Annotated in this window: 18 protein-coding genes; 15 read left to right on the top strand and 3 right to left on the bottom strand. The window is 57.9% G+C overall.

Annotated elements, in window-relative coordinates:
* The first annotated feature begins 129 nt into the window (after positions 1-129).
* From dnaN to gyrB, 5 genes are all read left to right on the top strand, one after another.
* Positions 130-1,248: a DNA polymerase III subunit beta gene (gene dnaN, locus C8N42_RS06105; RefSeq protein WP_107815657.1), complete on the top strand. Its 1,119-nt coding sequence runs from the start codon at positions 130-132 to the stop codon at positions 1,246-1,248.
* Positions 1,249-1,282: 34 nt separating this feature from the next.
* Complete coding sequence (gene recF / locus C8N42_RS06100; protein ID WP_107815656.1) at positions 1,283-2,398, top strand: DNA replication/repair protein RecF; 1,116 nt, start codon at positions 1,283-1,285, stop codon at positions 2,396-2,398.
* Positions 2,395-2,841, top strand: a complete 447-nt coding sequence (locus tag C8N42_RS06095) for a VOC family protein (RefSeq protein WP_107815655.1) — start codon at positions 2,395-2,397, stop codon at positions 2,839-2,841. Before recF ends, C8N42_RS06095 begins: the two co-directional genes overlap by 4 nt.
* The gene (locus C8N42_RS06090; protein ID WP_107815654.1) at positions 2,838-3,458 is read left to right on the top strand and encodes a LysE family translocator; all 621 of its coding nucleotides are present in this window, start codon (positions 2,838-2,840) and stop codon (positions 3,456-3,458) included. The genes C8N42_RS06095 and C8N42_RS06090 overlap by 4 nt, the downstream gene beginning before the upstream one ends.
* Before the next feature lie 101 nt (positions 3,459-3,559).
* Positions 3,560-5,995 (top strand): DNA topoisomerase (ATP-hydrolyzing) subunit B, encoded by a 2,436-nt coding sequence (gyrB, locus tag C8N42_RS06085; protein WP_107815653.1) that lies wholly within the window; start codon positions 3,560-3,562, stop codon positions 5,993-5,995.
* 96 nt (positions 5,996-6,091) lie between these two features.
* Here the strand turns inward: gyrB and C8N42_RS06080 are convergent, their stop codons facing one another.
* The gene (locus C8N42_RS06080; protein WP_245889981.1) at positions 6,092-6,814 is read right to left on the bottom strand and encodes an ABC transporter permease; all 723 of its coding nucleotides are present in this window, start codon (positions 6,812-6,814) and stop codon (positions 6,092-6,094) included.
* Between the two features lie 282 nt (positions 6,815-7,096).
* On the opposite strand from C8N42_RS06080, the gene C8N42_RS06075 reads away from it, so the two are divergent.
* Genes C8N42_RS06075 through C8N42_RS06040 form a run of 8 tightly spaced genes read left to right on the top strand, consistent with a single transcriptional unit; the run spans position 7,097 to position 14,823 of the window.
* Positions 7,097-8,200 (top strand): KpsE/RkpR family capsule polysaccharide export protein, encoded by a 1,104-nt coding sequence (locus C8N42_RS06075; protein WP_107815651.1) that lies wholly within the window; start codon positions 7,097-7,099, stop codon positions 8,198-8,200.
* Position 8,201: 1 nt separating this feature from the next.
* On the top strand, positions 8,202-8,870 hold the full coding sequence (locus C8N42_RS06070) for an ABC transporter ATP-binding protein (RefSeq protein ID WP_107815650.1): 669 nt from the start codon (positions 8,202-8,204) through the stop codon (positions 8,868-8,870).
* Between the two features lie 51 nt (positions 8,871-8,921).
* Positions 8,922-9,812, top strand: a complete 891-nt coding sequence (locus C8N42_RS06065) for a glycosyltransferase family A protein (protein WP_107815649.1) — start codon at positions 8,922-8,924, stop codon at positions 9,810-9,812.
* Between the two features lie 3 nt (positions 9,813-9,815).
* Complete coding sequence (locus C8N42_RS06060; RefSeq protein ID WP_107815648.1) at positions 9,816-10,529, top strand: hypothetical protein; 714 nt, start codon at positions 9,816-9,818, stop codon at positions 10,527-10,529.
* Positions 10,530-10,549: 20 nt separating this feature from the next.
* Entirely contained in the window at positions 10,550-11,776 is a 1,227-nt protein-coding gene (locus tag C8N42_RS06055; protein ID WP_170109226.1) for a glycosyltransferase, read from the top strand.
* A gap of 10 nt (positions 11,777-11,786) precedes the next feature.
* Entirely contained in the window at positions 11,787-12,812 is a 1,026-nt protein-coding gene (locus C8N42_RS06050) for a hypothetical protein (RefSeq protein WP_107815646.1), read from the top strand.
* A 3-nt stretch (positions 12,813-12,815) separates the two neighbouring features.
* Positions 12,816-13,970 carry a glycosyltransferase gene (locus tag C8N42_RS06045; RefSeq protein WP_107815645.1) on the top strand — a complete coding sequence of 385 codons (1,155 nt, stop codon included), beginning with the start codon at positions 12,816-12,818 and terminating at the stop codon, positions 13,968-13,970.
* A gap of 4 nt (positions 13,971-13,974) precedes the next feature.
* On the top strand, positions 13,975-14,823 hold the full coding sequence (locus tag C8N42_RS06040; RefSeq protein ID WP_107815644.1) for a glycosyltransferase family 2 protein: 849 nt from the start codon (positions 13,975-13,977) through the stop codon (positions 14,821-14,823).
* On the opposite strand, the gene C8N42_RS06035 is transcribed toward C8N42_RS06040, so the two are convergent.
* Complete coding sequence (locus C8N42_RS06035; RefSeq protein ID WP_170109225.1) at positions 14,820-15,575, bottom strand: glycosyltransferase family 2 protein; 756 nt, start codon at positions 15,573-15,575, stop codon at positions 14,820-14,822. The genes C8N42_RS06040 and C8N42_RS06035 overlap by 4 nt on opposite strands.
* A 187-nt stretch (positions 15,576-15,762) precedes the next feature.
* Here C8N42_RS06035 and C8N42_RS06030 point away from each other — a divergent pair, with 187 nt between their 5' ends.
* The gene (locus tag C8N42_RS06030; protein ID WP_170109224.1) at positions 15,763-18,882 is read left to right on the top strand and encodes a calcium-binding protein; all 3,120 of its coding nucleotides are present in this window, start codon (positions 15,763-15,765) and stop codon (positions 18,880-18,882) included.
* Between the two features lie 33 nt (positions 18,883-18,915).
* Here the strand turns inward: C8N42_RS06030 and trhO are convergent, their stop codons facing one another.
* Positions 18,916-19,824 (bottom strand): oxygen-dependent tRNA uridine(34) hydroxylase TrhO, encoded by a 909-nt coding sequence (trhO, locus tag C8N42_RS06025; RefSeq protein WP_107815709.1) that lies wholly within the window; start codon positions 19,822-19,824, stop codon positions 18,916-18,918.
* A 101-nt stretch (positions 19,825-19,925) separates the two neighbouring features.
* Here trhO and C8N42_RS06020 point away from each other — a divergent pair, with 101 nt between their 5' ends.
* Complete coding sequence (locus C8N42_RS06020) at positions 19,926-21,320, top strand: trypsin-like peptidase domain-containing protein (protein ID WP_107815642.1); 1,395 nt, start codon at positions 19,926-19,928, stop codon at positions 21,318-21,320.
* Positions 21,321-21,405: the final 85 nt, after the last annotated feature.

The raw sequence follows: 21,405 nt of genomic DNA, 5'->3' as shown, positions 1-21,405 counted from the left end.
TCTCTGGCGGTGCCTGCGTCTCTTGACCTTCGGAACCGGACGCAACACAGTCTGGGCAAACAAACTATTGCACCCGGCGATGGATCGTTTACCTTCATCGCCCCGGGCTTTGAAACACGCGAGGGTGGTATGAAAATCAGCATCGAACGCGGCACGCTTCTGAAAGCGGTCGGTCAGGCACAATCGGTTGTCGAACGCCGCAACACGATCCCGATCCTCGCCAATGTTCTGATCGAGGCCGAGGGTGACACCGTGTCCTTCCGCGCCACCGATCTCGACATCGAAGTGGTGGACAAATGCGCGGCCATGGTCGAACGTGCCGGTGCCACCACCGTCTCCGCCGTGACGCTGCACGAGATCGTGCGCAAACTGCCGGACGGGGCGATGGTCCAACTCACCGATGACAGCACTACGGGCCGTCTGACGGTCGAGGCGGGGCGGTCGAACTTCTCTCTCGCGACGCTGCCGAAAGAGGACTTCCCGGTGATGGCCACCGCCGAATACGACAGCAACTTCGCCGTGCCCGCGCCGGTGTTGCGTCGCCTGTTCGACAAGTCGAAATTCGCGATCTCGACTGAGGAAACCCGCTATTACCTGAATGGCGTCTACATGCATGTCGCCGACAGTGAAAACGGCCGTGCGTTGCGTTGCGTGGCCACCGATGGCCATCGTCTGGCCCGCATCGACGCGCCGCTGCCGCCCGAGGCTGCGGATATGCCTGGCGTCATCGTACCGCGTAAAACCGTGGGTGAACTGCGCAAGCTTCTCGACGATGACGAGATGACGATCGCTGTCTCCGTCTCCGAGGCGAAAGTGCGTTTTGCCACGCCCGAGATCACCCTGACCTCCAAGGTCATCGACGGCACCTTCCCGGATTACTCCCGGGTGATCCCCGTGGGCAACACCCGAAAGCTCGAAGTGGACGCCGCCGAATTCGCGAAGGCCGTGGACCGTGTGGCCACCGTGTCCTCCGAGCGTTCCCGCGCGGTCAAACTGACGCTCGAAGACGACAAGCTGACGCTCTCTGTTAATGCGCCCGACAGCGGTGCTGCCGAGGAAGAGCTGGCTGTGGCTTACAACGACGAGCGCCTTGAGATCGGGTTCAACGCGAAATACTTGTTGGAAATCGCCTCTCAGGTGGATCGCGAAAACGCCGTGTTCCTGTTCAATTCCTCGGGCGATCCGACTTTGATGCGCGAAGGCAATGACACCTCCGCTGTCTATGTCGTCATGCCGATGCGGGTTTGAGTATTTCTGCCAAGAAGAAAACCAGAGGGATGCGATGGGCGGCCTGTTCATAGAAGAGCTGAGCCTGTCGCATTTCCGCTCCCACAAGGCCGCGCGTCTCGAATTGGACGGGCGGCCTGTCGCCATTTGGGGGCCGAATGGCGCGGGTAAGACGAACATTCTCGAAGCGGTTTCCTTGCTCTCTCCGGGGCGTGGGTTGCGGCGCGCGAGTCCCGATGAGATTGCGCGCAAGCCCGAGGGACTCGGTTGGAAAATTCGCGCCGATCTGCACTCTCTGCATCAGTTGCATGAGGTGGAAACCTGGGCCGAACCGGGCGCGTCCCGGAGTGTGAAGATCGACGGCAAACCCGCGCCACAGGTTGCCCTGGGCCGGATCGCGCGGGTCGTCTGGCTCATTCCGGCGATGGACCGGCTCTGGATCGAAGGGGCCGAAGGGCGGAGGCGGTTTCTAGACCGCATGGTGATGTCATTTGAGCCGCGCCATGCCGAGGCGGTTCTGGCCTATGAGAAGGCGATGCGGGAGCGCAATCGCCTATTGAAGGACATGGTGCGGGACGCGCATTGGTATGGCGCGCTTGAGGCGCAGATGGCGGAGCATGGGGCGGCGATCATGGCGCATCGCATCTCGACGCTGACCCGATTGGCGGAGGCGCAGGACGGGGCGGAAACCGCGTTCCCGGCGGCGGAATTGTCGCTCAAGGCGTCTGACGATATGGAACTGCCTGTCGGGCAAGAGGACCTTCTGGCCGCGTTTCGGGAGGGACGTCCGCGCGATCTGGCAGCAGGTCGCACGTTGATCGGGCCGCATCGCGCCGATTTGGGAGCGATCTACACGGCCAAAGGTGTACCAGCAGATCAGTGCTCGACCGGAGAGCAAAAGGCGCTTCTGATTTCGCTCATCCTTGCAAATGGTCGCGCTTTGGCGGAAGACTTCGGAGCTGCGCCGATCTTTCTGCTGGACGAGGTTGCAGCCCATCTCGATGCCTCCCGCCGCGCGGCGCTCTATGATGAGATTTGCGCACTGGGCGCGCAGGCTTTCATGACCGGGACGGGCCCCGAATTGTTCGCCGAACTCGGCACGCGCGCGATGCAGATCGAAGTGCGGGAAGACGCAGGTCTTTCCCTGATTGACGAAAGGATACCCGGATGACGCCGCAACGTGTGACCTTGATCACCCTTGGTGTGGACGATATGGCGCGCGCCCGTGCCTTTTATGCGGCTTTGGGCTGGCAGATGCATCCGAGTTCGCAAGACGAGATGACCGTCTACCAGGCGAACGGGTTTGCACTCGGGCTTTTCGGACGGGAAACTCTGGCCGAGGATCAGGCCCGTCCCGGTACGCCTCTTGGCACCGGGGCAATGACGCTGGCACAGAACTTCCTGTCGGAAGCAGAGGTCGATGAAGCTTTCGCGTTGGCCGAAGCGGCGGGTGCAACCGTTTTGAAACGCCCGGAAAAGGTCTTTTGGGGTGGCTATTCCGGCTATTACGCCGACCCGGACGGCCATGTCTGGGAACTGGCTTACAATCCGTTCTGGCCGCTCGATGCGGACGGTAGTCTTACTTTGCAAGAGCCCGAGAAAGACCCCGAATGACCATCACCCCCGGCGATCTTGGCCTCTATGCCTTCGCGCTTCTGATCCTCTTTCTGACTCCCGGCCCCGTCTGGCTCGCCATGCTGGCGCGCTCGCTTTCGGGCGGGTTTCATGCCGCATGGCCTCTGGCGCTCGGCGTTGTGATCGGCGATTTCCTGTGGTCGCTTCTGGCGATCCTCGGCGTGAGCTGGATCGTTTCCGAATTTTCGGGCTTTCTTACCGTCATGCGCTGGATTGCCGTGGTGATGTTCATCGCCATGGGGGGGTTGCTCATCCGTCACGCCGATAAACAAATCGCCGCCGACAGTCGCCTGACCCGTCCCGGTATGTGGGCGGGGTTTGTTGCGGGTCTGATCTGCATCCTCGGCAATCCGAAGGCGATCTTGTTCTACATGGGCTTTCTGCCGGGGTTCTTCGATCTCTCGGCCTTGACCGTTTACGACATTGCGGCCATCTGTACGATCTCCGCCGTGATCCCTCTGGTCGGCAACCTGATCCTGGGGGCCTCCGTCGGTGCGGTGCGCAAGATCATGACCTCCCCGAAAGCACTCAGGCGGATGAATATTTCCGCAGGCAGCCTGCTGATTTTCGTCGGTCTGATCTTGCCTTTCGTCTGATCGCGAAAACCCGTCTTTTTCCCACGCTTTTCTATGTCAATTGCGTGACATCCCGGACCCGCTCGCGTATAAAATAGGCAGGAAATAACAAGGATTTTCGAATGTCCGACAATACGCAGCAGCCTTCCGAGTACGGCGCAGATTCCATCAAGGTTCTCAAAGGCTTGGAGGCCGTCCGCAAACGTCCCGGCATGTATATCGGCGACACGGACGACGGTTCCGGCCTGCATCACATGGTCTATGAGGTCGTGGATAACGGCATTGACGAGGCTCTGGCTGGTCATGCCGATTTTGTGGCGGTGAAAATCCATAAGGACAGCTCGGTCTCCGTGCGCGACAACGGACGCGGTATCCCGACCGATCTGCACGCCGAAGAGGGCGTTTCCGCCGCCGAGGTCATCATGACCCAGCTCCACGCGGGCGGCAAATTCGACAGCAATTCCTACAAGGTCTCTGGCGGTCTGCACGGCGTGGGTGTGTCCGTTGTGAACGCGCTCTCCGAGTGGCTGGAACTGAAAATCTGGCGGGCGGGCAAGGTGCATCAAGCGCGATTTGTCAAAGGCGAGACTTCCGAGCACCTCAAGGTCATCGGCGATGCGGGCGACGAGACCGGCACCGAGGTGCGGTTTCTTGCCTCGGCCAAGACCAACGACCCGGAGGGCACGTTTTCCAATCTCGACTACTCCTTCGAGACGCTGGAAAAACGCCTGCGGGAACTGGCGTTCCTGAACTCCGGGGTGCGCATCATCCTCGAAGATGAACGCCCCGCTGAGCCGCTCAGGACTGAGTTGCATTACGACGGTGGTGTGAAGGAGTTCGTCAAATATCTCGACCGGCACAAGACGGCGATGATCCCGGAACCGATCTTTGTCTCCGGTGAGCGCGACGATATCGGTGTCGAGGTCGCGATGTGGTGGAATGACAGCTACCACGAAAACGTCCTGCCCTTCACCAACAACATCCCACAACGCGATGGCGGTACACACCTTGCGGGTTTCCGTGGCGCACTGACCCGGACGCTCACGAAATACGCGCAGGAAAGCGGTATCGCGAAGAAAGAAAAGATCAACTTCACCGGCGACGATGCGCGCGAGGGCCTGACCTGTGTGCTCTCCGTGAAAGTGCCCGATCCGAAATTCTCGTCGCAGACCAAGGACAAGCTTGTGTCGTCGGAGGTGCGTCCGGCGGTCGAGAACCTTGTGGGCGAAAAGCTCACCGAATGGTTCGATGAGAACCCGGCAGAGGCCAAGATGATCGTCGGCAAGATTATTGAGGCGGCGATGGCACGGGAGGCCGCGCGCAAGGCCCGTGAACTGACCCGCCGCAAATCTGCATTGGATGTGAATTTCCTCTCCGGCAAGCTCAAGGATTGTTCCGAAAAGGATCCGTCCCTGACCGAAGTTTTCCTCGTCGAGGGTGACTCCGCCGGGGGCTCCGCTCAAACGGGGCGTGACCGTCGGACACAAGCGATCCTGCCGCTCCGGGGGAAAATTCTCAACGTCGAGCGCGCGCGGTTCGACCGGATGTTGTCGTCGCAGGAGATCGGCAACCTCGTGATGGCGCTCGGCACCGGTATCGGCCGCGATGAGTTCAACCTCGACAAACTGCGCTACCACAAGATCGTCATCATGACCGATGCCGACGTCGACGGTGCGCATATCCGGACGCTTTTGCTCACCTTCTTCTTCCGCCAGATGCCGGAACTGATTGAGGCCGGGCATCTGTTTATCGCCCAGCCACCGCTCTACAAAGTGTCGCGCGGCAAATCCGAAGTCTATCTGAAAGATCAGGCGGCACTTGAGGATCACCTGATCCATCAGGGCGTTGAAGGTGCGGTTCTGCGGCTCAAAAACGGCGAAGAAATTGCCGGAACCGATCTCGAACGTGTGGTCGAAGGTGCGCGCAGTTTCAAGCGCGTGCTGGAGATTTTCCCGACCCATTACCCGCGTCACATCCTCGAACAGGCGGCACTGGCCGGCGCATTCGAGCCGGGTCGTGTGGATGCCGATCTGCCGGGCACGGCGGAGACCGTGGCGAGACGTCTCGACATGATTGCGCTGGAATACGAGCGTGGTTGGACCGGGCGCCCGACGCAGGATGTCGGCATCCGTCTCACCCGTGTGCTGCGTGGTGTCGAGGAGGTTCGCACCCTCGATGGCGCCATCCTGCGCGGCGGCGAAGCGCGTCGCATCCATCAGGAAGTGGCTGCCACCGAAGGGCATTACACCGATCCGTCGAAACTTGTCCGCAAGGATCGCGAGACGATGATCCACGGGCCGATCGACCTTCTGAACGCGATTCTGGAAGAGGGCGAAAAGGGTCTGTCGCTGCAACGCTACAAAGGTCTGGGTGAGATGAACCCGGAGCAGCTCTGGGAGACCACACTCGACCCGGAAGCCCGCACGCTGTTGCAAGTGAAGATCGAGGATTTCCAGGAGGCTGACGACATTTTTACCAAACTGATGGGCGATGTCGTGGAACCGCGTCGTGAGTTCATTCAGGACAACGCGCTCAACGTCGAAAACCTCGACGCGTGACGGTTCGCGCCAAACGCGCGATATGATGGGACGGGGAAGCTGCCATGCGATTGCCATGGCAGCTTCTTTTATGGAGGGGCATCCGAATTTCTGCTCTTATTGACCATTATGGAAAGCCCGCAGGAATAGAATGCCAAAGGCCGACAGAACGAGAGGCGGCCCGAAAATATACGGCAGGGATACAAAATCCGCGTCATAGGTCGGATAGATCCCACGCCTCATCACCCCGACGATATGCACCAGAGGATTGAACCAGAGGATTGGCCTGAAAGCGTCCGGAATGTTTTCGAACTGGTAGAAAATTGTCGAAATCAAGAACATGGGGCGGTTCAGAATGGCCCAGATCTGTTCCCAGACGGGCAGCTTTTCAAACAACAATGCATTGATGACACCGATGCCGAACGAAAACACGATGACGCCACACAAGGCGAGTGCGATCATGGACGGGTTGAGGTGACGTAAGTCTGTGCCAGTGAAAAGCAGGATGGCGCCAAACATCAGGCAGAAGATCATGACCTGTGTGAGCGCATTCAGCATGAGTCGCGCCAGAATCGCGTCCATGAAGGTCACGGATGGATAGGATAGCAGTTTCTCATTGAAGGAAATGGCCCGACCAATCTTTGTCGACATGTCCTTGTACATGGTGAAGGGCAGTATCCCCGAAGCATAAAACAGTATGAAATGTTCACCAATCGGAGGTTGGTGAAAGGCGAGCGAAAAGAAGATTGTGATGAGCGTAATCCCGGCCACGGGTTCGAGAATCGCCCAAAGATATCCTCCCGGTGTGCGGCCGTAATTCGTCGCCATCTCCCTTAGCATCAAGGCAGAGATCGTCCGCACGGCGCGCCCAAGGGAGGGTGAGTGCCCGGCCATACTCATGCTGTCTGTCCCGTCATTCGCATGTAGTGCACTGAACCTCATCATTTATTTACCAATTGCTGATGTGATGAGGCTTACGTCATGCCGAGTTAGAAATCGGTTAACTGGGACCGAGAGGTAAGCACTTTGGCCGGGAAAGCATCGCGAAAATCTAATTCACCGAATATTTCTGTGGTCGAACCAGCACCGGTGGTCATTCTGCCTTCCGCGAGGCCCGTAAGGTTGCGCAAAAGGCATCGTTTTCTGTTTCTCTCCTTTCTGCTCTGTACGATTTTGCCGGTTCTGCTCGCGGTCGGTTACATTTGGGGCGTGGCACGAGACCAGTATGCCTCCCGCATCGCCTTTTCCGTCCGAAGCGCACAGAGCGCGCCTGCTCTCGAAATCCTTGGCGGCATGAGCCAGCTCGGGGGCGCGGATTCGCTGGATTCCGAGATTCTGGCCGATTTTATCCATAGTCAGGCTTTGGTCGAGGAACTCGATGCACGGCTCAATCTCAGGGGCATCTATGCCTGTCTGCCGGAGCAGAAGGACATTGTCTTCTGCTTGTATCCTCAGTCGACGGTGGAGGACCTTGTCGCTTATTGGCGCAGGGTGGTATCGGTGTCTTATGACGGTGGCGCGGGCATTCTTGAGATTGAAGTGCGTGCTTTCGACCCGATTCAGGCGCAGGACGTCGCCAATGGGATCTTCGATCTCAGCAGTATGATGATCAATAATCTGGCATCGTCTGCCCGGGAGGATGCCACAAGATATGCACGACAAGAGCTTGATATTGCTGTGCAACGTCTCAAAACGGCGCGCAAGAATCTTGCGAGTTTCCGCAGTGAGACCCAGATCATGGACCCGGAAGTGGATCTGAGCGGCCAGATGGGGGTGATTGCCAATTTACAGGAACAGTTGACGGACGCGCTCATTGATCGGGGTATGATCGCAATGACCACGACCGGAGCGGATCCGCGGATCGAGCAACTCGATCGCAAGATCAAGGTGATCGAACATCAGCTCGACGTGCAGCGCCAAAAATTCGGGCCGCAAATGCAGGACGGAAAGAATGCTTATGCCGACCTGATAGGGCAGTTCGAAGAGTTGAGCGTCGAGGTTGAGTTCGCTGAAAAATCCTATTTGCAAGCCATGACCGCTCTGGATGTCGCGATGGCTGAGGCCAGTCATCGTAGCCGGTATCTGGCGGCCCATGTCCGACCCACGCTGGCGCAGACATCGGAATATCCGAAAAAATTTCTCGTTCCCGGTATGGTTCTGTTCTTTGCGTTTTTCATCTGGATGATCGGTATTCTGGTCTATTATTCGCTGCGGGATCGCCGCTGATATGGTGCGCCTCGAACATCTGACGAAAGCCTATCGTAACGGAACCACGCTCAAATATATCGTGCGCAACGCCAGCCTGACCATTCCCGGAGGGCGCAGCGTGGCGCTTTTGGGGCGTAACGGTGCCGGGAAATCCACGCTTTTGCGCATGATTGCCGGAAGCCTCAAACCGGATTTTGGCAATATCCGGACGAGAGGCTCCATTTCCTGGCCGGTCGGATTCTCGGGCTCCTTTCACGGAGCCTTGACTGGGGCGCAAAACACGCGATTCGTGGCGCGTGTGTACGGTGTGGATACGGATGAGCTTTGCGCATTTGCCGAGGACTTTTGCGAGCTTGGCGAAGACTTTCATCTGCCGGTCCGAACCTATTCGTCAGGTATGAAGGCGCGTCTGGCCTTTGCCGTTTCGGTGGGGATTCCTTTCGATACCTATATCATCGACGAGGTGACTTCGGTCGGTGATGCGGCGTTTCGGCAGAAAAGCAGTGCCGTGATGCATGAACGCCTGCAACACAGCGGAGCGATCGTCGTGTCTCACAACATGCGCATGATCCGTGATCTTTGTGACTGCGGTGCGGTTCTGGAAAACGGCTCATTAACCTTTTTCGGCGATATCAGAGAGGCGATTCACGCGCATGAAAACAACATGAATGCGCGAGATTACGGCTAGGGGGCGCTGCGCGTCGCAGCTTCCCCTGCCGTGAAACGAAAAGGGAGTGACATGCTGGACGTTCTCATACCGCATTATAACGACGCTGCTGCGCTGGACATGACGCTTCAGTCGATTGAGGCACAGAGCTGGAAAGGAAAGCTGCGTGCGATAGTGATGGATGACGGGTCGGATAAGGAAGAACTGGCACATGCCGAAAAGGTTATCCTGAACAGCGCGTTGAAAATCGAATTTATGAAAAGCCCTGAAAACCGCGGTCGCCCGGTGACCCGGAACAAACTTCTCGCGGCGGCCGATGCGCGTTTCATTGCATGGCTAGATGCGGGCGATGTCTGGTACAAACACAAACTGCAAGATCAGTTCAACACGATCTATCAATGCGTATATGCGGGGGAAGATCTGAACCGCATCTGGGTCACCTGCAATTATGATTGGCAATGGATGGGGCGAAAGCGTCGGAAGGTCACTCAGACCACCTCTGGCGATCAACTCAAGAACCTTTTCGTCGGCGACAGGCTGCGGGCATATCTCTGGACGCTTCTGGGGACGCGCGAGTCCTTCAATCTGGTCGGGGGCTTTGACGAACGCCTCCCGAGATTACAGGATCTGGATTATTTCATTTCTTTCGTCCGCGGTGGCGGGCGTTTGGTGAACACCGGCCAGTCTGAGCCCCTGTGTTGTTATTTCAAATCCGATGTCGGGCGTAATGCGCAGGAAATTCGCGATTGTTACGATACGATTTTCAACAAACACGGGCCTGCCCTGGGCCGATACGGTCACGGTTTTCGTCGCCGTTCCCATGCCAAGGCCGACTTTGTCGCAGCACGTTTTGCCGAAAACAACAAAAGGCCGCTGATGGCGCTCAAGTTCTGGCTGCAGGCCTTCGGAAGCGATCCAAGGTATGCCCTGTACCGCACGAAAACATCGCTTCAGAAAGGCTGAACCATGGAGCTTATTCTGGTTATAGGTGACAGCTCTTTGCTTTTGCCGCGGTATATCACCATTCCCGAATTGCATGAGTTTTTGCCCGAGCAGGCGGTTGTCTTTGAAATGCCATGGTATTCCCGGACAGCGGGGCGGTATTATCATGAGCGCTTGCTGGAGTTCGAAGCGGACCGTCGGCTTGAGGCGGCTTCACTGGCTCTTGAGGTGGAAAGCTCCGGTGATCACTGGCCGGTGTTGATTTTCCCAAGTGCTCTGGACAGTCAGGTAATGGCGGAACGCGTTGCCGCGATGCTCCGGCAGATGAAAACCCATCTGGGCAGTCGCAGGCTCACGGTGCACCCGTATCGCGTCACGATGACCGACATGGCCGCAATCACGGAACCGCCCGCGCATTTCGCGGTCTTTCAGACTCTGCGGAATGAGGAGATCGTGATCTCCGATCTTTCTTCCATCCGTCTTACTCCGGCATCGCCGAATATCCCCGGCAGTATGGCGGCCAATCAATGGGCGTCCGGAAACCTTTCCTCTTTCTGCAAGCATCTTGAAAGGCGGGGCCTTTCGCCGGAGTCACATGACCGGGCGATAAGTCTTTTGGCGGAGCGTCATGCTTTCATGAGCAAATCGGGTATGCGCCCCTCGATGATGAACCCTGACAAATTGCTCGAAAGCCTGGCTGACATCTACGTGAACAAGTTTTGCGGTTTGAGCGGATGAGAGGGAGGGCAAAACCCAAAATGCGTCAGTTGAAAATCTGTTTCGTGATCGAAAAACTTGCGTTGCGCAGCGGTGGGGCCGAACGTGTCCTGATCGAGACGGCCAATGCGCTCCACGATGCTGGATATGCCATCGAGATCGTCACTCATGAACCCCGTGGCAAACCGCCCTTCTACCCCCTGCGCGCGGGCATCATTCAGTCGAACATTCGTCCGGCCAATGAATTCAGATCGCGGGGAAGGCGTGTTCTGGATCGTCTGCGTGCCCGGTTCCATCGCAGCGATGTGCTCTGGCCAGGTGTCCGGCGCCTGAAATGGGTCAGTATGCACGGTGGATTCTGGCGGCGCCTCGGGCGCCATATAGATGCGACAGCGCCCGATATCGTTGTCGCCTTCCTGCCCCCGGCCGTGACTGCGCTCGGGCTGGCACGGTTCCGTCACAAACCCCGGCTGTTTGCGTCTTTGCACAATGTTCCGGAACAGGATTTCGACAATCCCGAGCGTTGGGACCCGAACCCGGTCGACCGGATGTACCGGCGACGGGTTCTGGAGCGTTACGACGCAATCGGTATCCTGTTGCCCGAATTTCGCGATTGGTTCCCGACACGGTTGCAGGACAGGTTGATCGTCATGCCCAATGCCGTCCCGCCCGTGTCGCCATCCCGTCTTGCGCAGGCAAAACGGGAAAAGACCGTGATCTCGGTCGGTCGTCTGGCGGATGTGAAAGAACACCGCCTGCTGATCGAGGCCTGGTCACATCTCAAGGCCGATTTTCCCGACTGGAGCTGCCGGATTTATGGCGTCGGCCCTTTGGAGCATGAACTGTCTGATCTCATTCGAAAGCATGGCCTGGAGGATACCGTCATGTTGATGGGCGACACCCGCGACATCGAAAGTGTCTATTTTTCAGCATCATTGCTGGCGCACCCCGCAAAGTTCGAGGGGTTTGGACTTGTGATCACGGAGGCTCTGGCCCATGGCCTTCCGGTTCTGGGATATGAAGATTGTTCGGGTTTCAATTTCATCGTCGAAAATGGCCGAAGTGGTATTTTCGTGCCATCCGAAGGAAATCGCGCGCAAAATCTGAGTGTTGAGATGGCTAAACTCATGCGCGACCCGGAGCGACGTGCGGCATTGGGAGAGGGTGGTTTCAAGGCAATCGAGCGGTTTGCCCCGGAGCGGATACTGGATCTCTGGAAGGTTGCGATCCATGGGACAGAGCCTGTGCCGCAACTCGGAAAAGCCTGAGGAACACGCAATGGGACGATTTATCCTCCATATCGGCACGCATAAGACAGGCACCACGAGCATTCAGAAAGGGCTGTCTCTCAATCGGGCACTTTTGGAAAAGCGCGGCATTTTCTATCCCTCTTATGACCTGATCGGGTTTCGGGATCATTACGCGCATCTTGGCATCGTCAACGCCTTTTCCAAGGCGCACAAACAGATGACGCGCGCCGATGCCATCCGGTTTTTCGAAGAAGTCGCCCGGCGTTCGGTCGATTACGATGTGACGATCATAAGTGCCGAACCGTTTTTCCGGCATGTGGGGTTCGGAGCGAACGGAGAGGTTCGGAAAGTCCCCGGTCGGGCAGAGGCCTATTGGCCCGCGCGTATGGATTACATCCGGGATGTGAAGGCGCATCTGCCTGTCGATGGTGTCGAGGTCGTCATGGTGGTGAGGCGCCAGGTTGAATACGGCATGTCGCTCTATCAGGAGCATGTCAAAACCAGCCGCTATTCGGGCGATTTCCAAACTTTCCGAAACCAGTTCTGGCATCGTTTCGACTATTTGCGTCAGGCCCGTGCCTGGGACGCGGTTTTTCACAAACTGCACGTGCTGCGTTTCGAAGACCTGATTGGTCATGCCGATATTCTGCTGAAATTCGGGGAGGCGCTTGGTGTGCCGCTGGAAGGCCTGAAACCCGCGCCTCTTTCGAACGTCGCCTTGCCGCCGGACATGGTGATCCTGAAACGGATGTTGCATGCGGCTGCGGTCAATGAGGTGGATATGCGTCACCGTATGGATAGGCTTCTGACTGGTGATCTGGGGCGAAAACTCCAGGCGCTACCCAAACGAAGCCTTTATCGTGACTTTGCGGACATGCAGGCGTTTCATGATCGTTATGTCGATGCAAATGAGCTTCTGAAGCGTGAATATATGCCGGACACGGTGCAGGATGCCCCGATGTTCAAGCCGGATTTGAACGACAGGCTGGTCTTTGGCGATGCGCTGGATCCCACATTCCTGAATCAGTTCCTGCTCCAACTCGAAGGGGTGTGAGCCATGGCGCATGCTCCCCAAAGTCTCAGGATATGCTTGTCTCTTGGCGCATTGACACAAGGCGGGATCAGGACCGCGTTTCTGGCGCTTGCTCAGGCTCTGACGGATCTCGGACACAGGGTCGATCTGTTGGTCATCGGTCCGGTGCCCAGGGAGGTCCAGATCCCGAAAAGCGTGTCGGTCATCGGTCTGGGTGCGCGCACGCGCGGGGCTTTATTTCGGGCGGTCGGTTATCTGAAAACCGCGCAACCCGATCTGATCATCACGGCACGCGTGTATATAGACCTCTTGATGCTGCTGGCTCGCAAGCTGGCGCGGTGTCGACAGGCGCGTCTGGTCTGGACATTCCACACGCATCAAAGCCTTGAAGCCGCTTCAAAACCTCGGGCGTGGCAGGTGCTTTACAGGGCCGCTTTCGCCGTGAGCGGCCATGTCGATCATCTTATTGCCGTGTCCGGCGGAGTTGCTGACGACATTGAGGCGCGTTTCCTTCCAGCGCGGTACGGCACCGCGAGGAGGAGAGTTGAGATTATTCACAATCCGATTGCCCTGCCGATGAATACCGATCGCACCGCACCGCACCCCTGGCTTGAACCGGATAGCAAGCGCCCTTTCACCCTTGTTGCCTGTGGTCGTCTGGTTCCGCAAAAGGACTATGTGACATTGCTGAACGCAATATCGTGCCAGACATCAGGGCGGCCCGTCCGTTTGATCGTTCTGGGCGAGGGGCCGCTGCGCGGAGAACTTTTGCAGAGGGTCGAGGCTCTGTCTCTGCAAGACAGGGTGATCTTTCCTGGTCATGTCGAAAATCCCATGGATTTCATGCGGTTCGCGGATCTTTTCGTTTCAAGCGCCCTCTGGGAAGGCTTTGGGATCGCGATCGCCGAGGCTCTGGCATCTCGCTGTCCGGTGATCGCAACGGATTGTCCCTCGGGCCCGTCCGAGATTCTGGAGCGAGGGCGCTATGGTCGGCTGGTTCCTCCCGGAAATGCCGGGGCCTTGGCCGATGCAATTACAGAGGCGGCCAATGGTAATGGGCGGGTTCTCACCGAAGAGGAGGCGCAGCAGGCCTTGCAACGGTTTTTGCCGTCCACGGTTGCACAAAGCTATTTGGCCCTTTTGAACGATTCCGTGCCGCATCCTGGCATATCCGGATGAAACGATGCGGAAAATCACGGTTGTTGTCCCGGTTTACAAGCAATGGCACCACCTGCGGGCCCTGCTCGCGGGGTTCGATGCGCAAACCCTGTCGCCAACGGAATTCGACCTGATTCTTGTTGCGAATGAACCTCTTCCGGATGGGTACACGCCTCCGGAAACATCCTTTCCGGTAACTCTGTGCGCATGTCTGAAGCCCGGTTCCTATGCGGCAAGGAACTTCGGTGCGTCGCTGGCGGAAAGTGATTTGCTGACGTTTACGGATGCGGATTGCAGGCCGGATCCGGATTTTCTTCGACAGCTTCTGATCGCTCACGAGAAATTGCCAGCGGCCATCCTTGCGGGCCGGGTCGGGATTTTGCCCGCAGAACACAGAACCCTCTGGTCGGACTATGATTGTCTGCGCGGCATTCCGCAGGAGCGCTATGTTGCGCGGGGTTACGGGGCCTGTGCCAATCTCACGGTTCCCCGCGCACTTTTCGATGCGGACGGAGGGTTCGATGAAACGCGTTTGTCCGGTGGGGATGCCGAGTTTTGCCGACGATTGTCGGTTCCGGTGCTTTATGTCGGAGAGGCGGTCGTGACACATCCTTGCCGGGAAACCTTTTCCGACGTCTGGTGCAAGGCGCGGCGGGTGCGGGGTGGGCAAATCCGGTCGGGGCCGTTGAGGCGGCGTGCGGCATGGACGGTCCTCTCCTTCCTTCCGCCGTTTCGGGAAAGCGGCCAGCTCTGGCGGGTTCCCTTTCCAATACAACAGCGGGTCAGAGCCATTCTGGCGCAAAACCTGCTTTGGGCCTGTTTGATGGCTGAAAGCCTGAGGTTGCTGTTCCGGGGAGAACCGGAGCGCCGTTAACCGGCCTGCAATACGTGTTTACGTGTCGTGCGGAACAGGTAGTTGCCATAGCTCCAGAGTGCGCGCCGAAGAGAAATCTCGGGCAATGTCCGATACACCCGCCATGTTGAAAGTGCCGCGCGCAGGCGGTTTGCCGAAAGCGACAGCGCGTGACGACGATAACGGGTCAACGGTTCATCGAAGCCGGTGCAAACGCCTCCGGGTTTCAAAAGCCGCAGCCAAAGCGCAAAGTCTTGACGTCTTTCGAGCCGGGGAAACCGGGTTGGCCCCAACAGATCGCGCCGGACCATGACGGTAGAGGTTCCGATCGTATTGTTGAGGAACAATGTGTTGTAATCCACATGAGGGGGCACCCGGCGCATCCCGCGATATTTGCCCGCCTCGTCCATGCGCTCATAGGCCGTGCAACTGAAACCGCTGTCGGTGTCACGCATATGGGCAAGCTGGCGTTTCAGCTTGTCAGGGTGCCACAGGTCGTCGGCATCCAGAAATGCGATGTAATCGCCGCTGGCCATGTCGATGCCCCGGTTGCGTGCCGCAGCCGCTCCGGACCTTTGCGGCAGACAATCATATCTTATGCGGGGATCGCGGCGCGCCCAATGTTCCAAGATAGCGCGGCTGCGATCGGTGGAGCCGTCATCTACCGCACATATCTCGAAATGTTCCAGTGTTTGCGCTACCACGCTTTCAAGACAGTCCGACAGGTAGCGCTCTGCATTATGAACCGGGATGACGATTGAAATTTTTACCATGGTGCTCCTTCGATGCCCGCAACATGACGGCTTCTCGCGCCGTCTGTCTGGCATCGTATCGGAGCATTATTGGAAAACCCTTAAGGGGTTCATTTCAGTTCTATGTAAAAGGCGCAATTTCGCCCGATTTGTATCAGCTCCTGGTAAGCGTCGCCGGATAGCTTTTCCTCGGTGGAAGAGGTGGGCTATGAGTGCTTTCAATTACATTGGGTTCTCCCAAAGCGGTGTCCCGACTTACGACAGTGACATCCGGGATCTGATCTTTCTCGATCTGAATTCCGGTACGCTTGCCTTGGCGATCAATGGCGTCAACGGTGGGATCGCGACATATTCTGTTGCACCCAATGGACAATTATCCCTTCTCAACACGCGGCCGTTTATAGGCGGCACGCTCGATTCCGAAACAACCCGGATGGCCGTTCTGACGCTGAACGGACAGGTTTATCTGATCAGCGGTGCCTCGGGAGCCGGTGATTTTTATGCTTATCCAATCTCATCGACCGGTGTGATCGGTTCTCTGGTCATTATGAGCAGCACGGCGACGGATATCCGCGAATTGCGTGCCATTCAGGTGATCGAGGAGGCCGGAGGGATCGCCCAAATCCTGACCACCAGTGCAAATGGCGAGATCGCGGTTCACTGGGTGTCCACGACGGCGGCATCCCTGAATGGCTATTTGTCTCAGGTCCTGAATTCCGATGTCGCATCCGATGTGGAAATCGTGACCACCTCAGCGGGAAAATTCCTTTTGGTGGCGGATCAGACACATTCCGATCTGGTCGTTTACGTCTTTGATGCAGAGGTGGGCACTGTCGTGGAATTGTCCCGAAACGGGGCTTCGCAACAGGTCGGCATCCATTCCCCGAACGATTTCATTGTGGTCGAGGTAGGAAGCAAGACCTATGTCGTCGTGGCCAGCGGTGTGGAGGCGGGAACCCTTTCGGTGTTTCACCTCGACGCGACAGGAGTGCTGACGGCAGTCGATCATGTGCTCGACACACATGTTACCGGGTTCTCCGCCGCCACCATGGTCGAGAGTTTCAGCGTTGCGGGCAGCACATTCATTATCGCCAGCGGTGCCGATGCGGGGTTCAGTCTCTTTCTGCTGACCGGGTCTGGGCATCTGGTGCTGGTCGAGACCAGTTTGGCCTGGTCCGGTATGCCGCTATACGATGCCGATGGGCTGTCCGTGGTGCAGGAGGGGGATGATATCACCCTTTATTTCACCTCCCGCAGCACGGGAGGTGTTTATACGCTCGCATTCGACAGTGCGGCATGGGGGCAGACACTGACAGGGACAACCTCCGCCGATACGCTGACGGGCGGTGGCGCGCGTGACATTCTCGATGGTGGTGCTCAGGACGATCTGCTCTTCGGCAATGCCGGAGACGACATTCTCATCGACGGTCAGGGTGCGGATCAGCTTACGGGAGGAAGCGGGAGCGATGTGTTCGTGCTGACCGCCGATGGCTCAATCGACCGGATCATGGATTTCAAGCCCGGTGAAGATCGTCTCGATCTCTCGAATTATGCCATGGTTTATATCCCGGACAGCGTTGAATATTACAGCCTTGCCGGGGGAATCGCCCTGAGGCTCAATGGCGATGTTGTCGAAATTTATTCCCATGACGGATACGATCTGACGATTGGTCAGGTTTTACAAAATGCCTTCATAACCCCTCACCGTCCCGCCCTTGCTTCGGCGGGGAGCATGCGCGGGACGGAGGGCAACGATATTCTGGCCGGTACCGAGTTCACGGACGATATTTCGGGGTTCGGTGGCGATGACGTCCTTTATGGTTATGCCGGAAATGATGCGCTCTACGGCGATTCCGGCAACGATATTCTCTTCGGCGGTGGCGACATGGATGTGCTCTACGGTGGCGAAGGCAACGATGAATTGTACGGCGAGGGTGAGGCCGACACACTCCATGGCGACGATGGGGACGACGTGCTTCATGGTGGTGATGGCGACGACACCCTGTCCGGGGATACCGGCGACGACCAGATATACGGCGACGCGAGCAATGATACGATCTACGGAGCGGATGGTGCCGACCGTGTCTTTGGCGGTACGGGACAGGACTGGATATCCGGTGGCCTCGGCAACGACCGGCTTCATGGTGATGAAGACGACGACACTCTCTATGGCGATGCGGGCGGCGACTATCTTTATGGTGGTGGAGGGCATGACACCCTGATCGGGGGCAAAAGCGGGGATCGTCTCTACGGTCAGGACGGGAATGACACGATGCGGGGCGGTCTCGGCAATGATCGGCTCTATGGTGGTGAAGGGAACGATGACGGCAGAGGCGAAGACGGGGACGATATTCTGTTCGGTGGTGGTGGTCATGATCTGATGAATGGCGGTGCTGGCAACGATCGCGTTCATGGCGATGAGGGCAATGATGAGCTGTATGGCGGGGACGGTATGGATTACGTCTACGGCGGTACAGGGCAGGATAGAATCTACGGCGACGATGGCAGTGACCGCCTTTATGGGCAGGAGGGGGATGATCTTCTGTTCGGTGGCACGGGGCTGGACCGGTTGTATGGCGGTGCCGATAACGACCGGCTACATGGCGATGACGGGGACGACCTTCTGTTCGGAGGAGATGGCAGCGATTACCTCTACGGGGGCAGCGATGATGACGTGCTTCATGGTGAGGAGAGCAACGACCGGCTCTATGGGCAGCACGGCAACGACGAAATGTACGGGGGCAGTGGCACAGACCGCCTCTATGGCGGTTCCGGTGCGGACATCGGGGACGGAGAAGCGGGTGATGACATCCTTTTCGGAGGTACCGGCGAGGATTGGCTGACGGGCGGTGGCGGAGACGACCGGGTGCATGGCGATGAGGACAATGACATGCTCTTCGGTGGTGCTGGCGCGGATTATGTCTACGGGGGGATTGGCGACGATACGATTTACGGCGAGGGCGGCCCCGACCGTCTCTACGGTCAGGATGGCAACGATGTGATTTATGGCGGAGACGGGACGGACCGGCTTTACGGCGGCGATGGCGATGATCGTCTGGAAGGTGGAATGGCAAACGACATCCTGCTCGGAGAGGCTGGGGCGGATGTTTTTGTGTTCGATGCGACCAGCGGGGAGGATACCGTCAGGGATTACGAGATCGGGCTCGACAGTCTCTATTTCGACATTGCGGGATATAGCAAAAGCGATTTGAGTTATGGCGAAACGGCTGATGGGAATCTGGTGGTTCTCTGGGCCGGTCAGTCCGTCATCCTTGAAGGACTCACTCTTGCCGATGCACCTGATTTGACCCTTCTGTTTCTCACCTAAGAGCATTCGCTCAGCCGGGCAAAATTTGGGGTGCTACACCCTACCCATATGACGTTCGCCGCGCGTCTTCGCCAATGCGATCTGCCGCTGCCGTTCGCGGAACCGCTCCTTGCGTGCCGCATCGTATTCGTCGATGCACTGATGACAGGACACGCCTTCCTCGTAGTCAGGGCGCGCCTTGTCCTCCGGCAGGATCGGACGTCGACAGGCATGGCACAGCTCATGCGGTCCCTCGGTCAGCCCGTGCCCGATAGACACTCGCCCGTCGAACACGAAGCACTCGCCCTCCCAAAGGCTCTCTTCCTGCGGCATCTCTTCAAGGTATTTCAGGATGCCGCCCTTGAGGTGATAAACCTCCTCGATTCCTTGCCCCAAAAGGAAATTCGTCGATTTCTCGCAGCGAATACCACCGGTGCAGAACATCGCGATCCGCTTGTTGTGAAAGCGATCCCTGTTCTCTTCCCACCATTGCGGAAATTCGCGGAAGGTTTTGGTATGCGGGTCGATTGCGTCCTTGAACGTGCCGATCTGCACCTCGTAATCATTGCGCGTGTCGATCACCGCCACATCCGGCGACGAGATCAGTTCATTCCACTCCTCTGGCGTGCAATAGTGTCCAACCCTTGCCTTTGGGTTGACATCGGGTTGCCCCATGGTGACGATCTCTTTCTTGAGCCGCACTTTCATCCGGGCAAATGGTTGCTCTTCTGCTGTCGAAAGCTTGTACTCGAAATCGGCACAGCCGGGCAGGCCCCGGATATGCGACACCAAGCGCTCAATCGCGGCGGGTGTCGGTCCGGCCACGGTGCCGTTGATCCCCTCCCTGGCGAGCAAGAGCGTCCCCGTGATGCCTTCCGAGAGGCAAAGTTCCAGAAGCGGCCCCCGCAAAGCGGCGGGGTCGGTGAAGCGGGTGAAGTGATACAGAGCGCAGACGGTAAACATGATGTGTTCGATACGCTCCAAGCCGTGATCAGGCAAGAGCTTGCAAAACGCCACCTGTCTGCGTCATCTAATCGCATCCTGCACAGACATGAGGCCCCGCGATGAAACGAAGTGCCCTGATCGCCGCTTTTCTGGCTATTTCCGTCTCTAACCCGGCCCAAATGGCCTTCGCGGAAACGCCGCAGGTGCCCGAAAGCCGCGCCGAAATCCAACTTTCCTTTTCTCCCATCGTCAAGGAAACATCGCCCTCCGTGGTCAACATATACGCCTCCCGTGTGGTCGAGGAGCGGCTTTCTCCCTTTGCGGGCGATCCGTTCTTTTCGCAATTCTTTCGTTCTGGCCCTGCGCGACAGCGGGTTCAACGCTCCCTCGGATCGGGTGTGATCGTCTCCGGCGACGGGCTTGTTGTGTCGAATTATCACGTTGTGGGCGAAGCTTCTGACATCCGTGTCGTCCTTTCCGACAAGCGCGAATACAAGGGCGAAGTGATTCTGGCAGATAAGGAGGCCGATGTCGCCGTGCTCCGTCTCGACGGGGCCACCGACCTGCCCGCACTGCCTTTCGCCGACAGCGATGCGCTCGAAGTCGGCGATCTGGTGTTGGCCATTGGAAACCCTTTCGGTGTGGGACAGACCGTGTCTTCCGGTATCGTTTCGGGCCTCGCGCGCTCCGGCTCCGCCATTCCGGGTGGCGCGGGGTCGTATATCCAGACCGATGCCGCGATCAATCCCGGCAACTCCGGCGGTGCGCTTGTCGATATGTCGGGCCGTCTTGTCGGCATCAACACCTCGATCCTGTCGCGTTCGGGTGGTTCGAACGGGATCGGCTTTGCCATCCCCGCCAACCTCGTGCGCGAATTCGCCCGCCAGGCGGAGGCCGGACAGACCCGCTTCATCCACCCCTGGTCCGGCGTGACGACGCAATCCGTGGACGACTCGGTCGCCGACGCTTTGGGTCTCGACCGGCCCGAGGGTGTCGTTCTGGCCGAATTGCACCCGCAATCGCCTTTCGCTGCGCTGGGCCTGTCGGCAGGCGATGTGCTTTTGTCTCTCGATGATCAACCGATCCTGTCTCCCTCCGATCTCGAATACCGGCTGTCGATCCTGCCGGTCGGATCGACCGTCAAGCTCTCCGCTTTGCGTTCTGGAGAGCCTGTTGATCTGGATTTGTCTCTGATTTCAGCTCCGGGGTCGGAGCAAACAGACACGGTTGAGATCAACTCACCGGGTCCTTTGGGCGGGATGATCGTTGCCGATCTGACCCCCGCGCTGATCGACGAATTCGACCTCTCCCTCACATCTGAGGGCGTTGTTCTCCTTGAGGCTCAAGGCACTGCCGCGCGTCTCGGACTTCAACCCGGAGACAGGATCGTTGAGGTGAATGGCACAGAGATCGACACGGCAAAGACGCTTCAGAACGTCGCCCGGCAAAAGATCGGCATGTGGCTGATCACCATTGATCGGGGCGGACGCTTGTTGCGGATGCGGGTGCAATAAGAGCCTAATCCGGCGAAAACTGTGGTGAGAGGACGCTTTCTGCCCTCTTACCACGCTCTCCCATGTTCGCCTTAAGCTGATTATC

Origin of the sequence: Celeribacter persicus (assembly GCF_003050785.1) — a bacterium.
GTDB lineage: Bacteria > Pseudomonadota > Alphaproteobacteria > Rhodobacterales > Rhodobacteraceae > Celeribacter > Celeribacter persicus.
Note: the sequence above shows the minus strand (reverse complement) of the source record. Positions and strands in the feature narration are given on the sequence as shown.

Bases quoted from the DNA above. Each gene is read 5' to 3' on its own strand.
- dnaN (WP_107815657.1), top strand. From the start codon at position 130: ATGAAAATCAGCATCGAACGCGGCACGCTTCTGAAAGCGGTCGGTCAG.
- recF (WP_107815656.1), top strand. From the start codon at position 1,283: ATGGGCGGCCTGTTCATAGAAGAGCTGAGCCTGTCGCATTTCCGCTCC.
- C8N42_RS06095 (WP_107815655.1), top strand. From the start codon at position 2,395: ATGACGCCGCAACGTGTGACCTTGATCACCCTTGGTGTGGACGATATG.
- C8N42_RS06090 (WP_107815654.1), top strand. From the start codon at position 2,838: ATGACCATCACCCCCGGCGATCTTGGCCTCTATGCCTTCGCGCTTCTG.
- gyrB (WP_107815653.1), top strand. From the start codon at position 3,560: ATGTCCGACAATACGCAGCAGCCTTCCGAGTACGGCGCAGATTCCATC.
- C8N42_RS06080 (WP_245889981.1), bottom strand. From the start codon at position 6,814: ATGCTAAGGGAGATGGCGACGAATTACGGCCGCACACCGGGAGGATAT.
- C8N42_RS06070 (WP_107815650.1), top strand. From the start codon at position 8,202: ATGGTGCGCCTCGAACATCTGACGAAAGCCTATCGTAACGGAACCACG.
- C8N42_RS06065 (WP_107815649.1), top strand. From the start codon at position 8,922: ATGCTGGACGTTCTCATACCGCATTATAACGACGCTGCTGCGCTGGAC.
- C8N42_RS06060 (WP_107815648.1), top strand. From the start codon at position 9,816: ATGGAGCTTATTCTGGTTATAGGTGACAGCTCTTTGCTTTTGCCGCGG.
- C8N42_RS06055 (WP_170109226.1), top strand. From the start codon at position 10,550: ATGCGTCAGTTGAAAATCTGTTTCGTGATCGAAAAACTTGCGTTGCGC.
- C8N42_RS06050 (WP_107815646.1), top strand. From the start codon at position 11,787: ATGGGACGATTTATCCTCCATATCGGCACGCATAAGACAGGCACCACG.
- C8N42_RS06045 (WP_107815645.1), top strand. From the start codon at position 12,816: ATGGCGCATGCTCCCCAAAGTCTCAGGATATGCTTGTCTCTTGGCGCA.
- C8N42_RS06040 (WP_107815644.1), top strand. From the start codon at position 13,975: ATGCGGAAAATCACGGTTGTTGTCCCGGTTTACAAGCAATGGCACCAC.
- C8N42_RS06035 (WP_170109225.1), bottom strand. From the start codon at position 15,575: ATGGTAAAAATTTCAATCGTCATCCCGGTTCATAATGCAGAGCGCTAC.
- C8N42_RS06030 (WP_170109224.1), top strand. From the start codon at position 15,763: ATGAGTGCTTTCAATTACATTGGGTTCTCCCAAAGCGGTGTCCCGACT.
- trhO (WP_107815709.1), bottom strand. From the start codon at position 19,824: ATGTTTACCGTCTGCGCTCTGTATCACTTCACCCGCTTCACCGACCCC.
- C8N42_RS06020 (WP_107815642.1), top strand. From the start codon at position 19,926: ATGAAACGAAGTGCCCTGATCGCCGCTTTTCTGGCTATTTCCGTCTCT.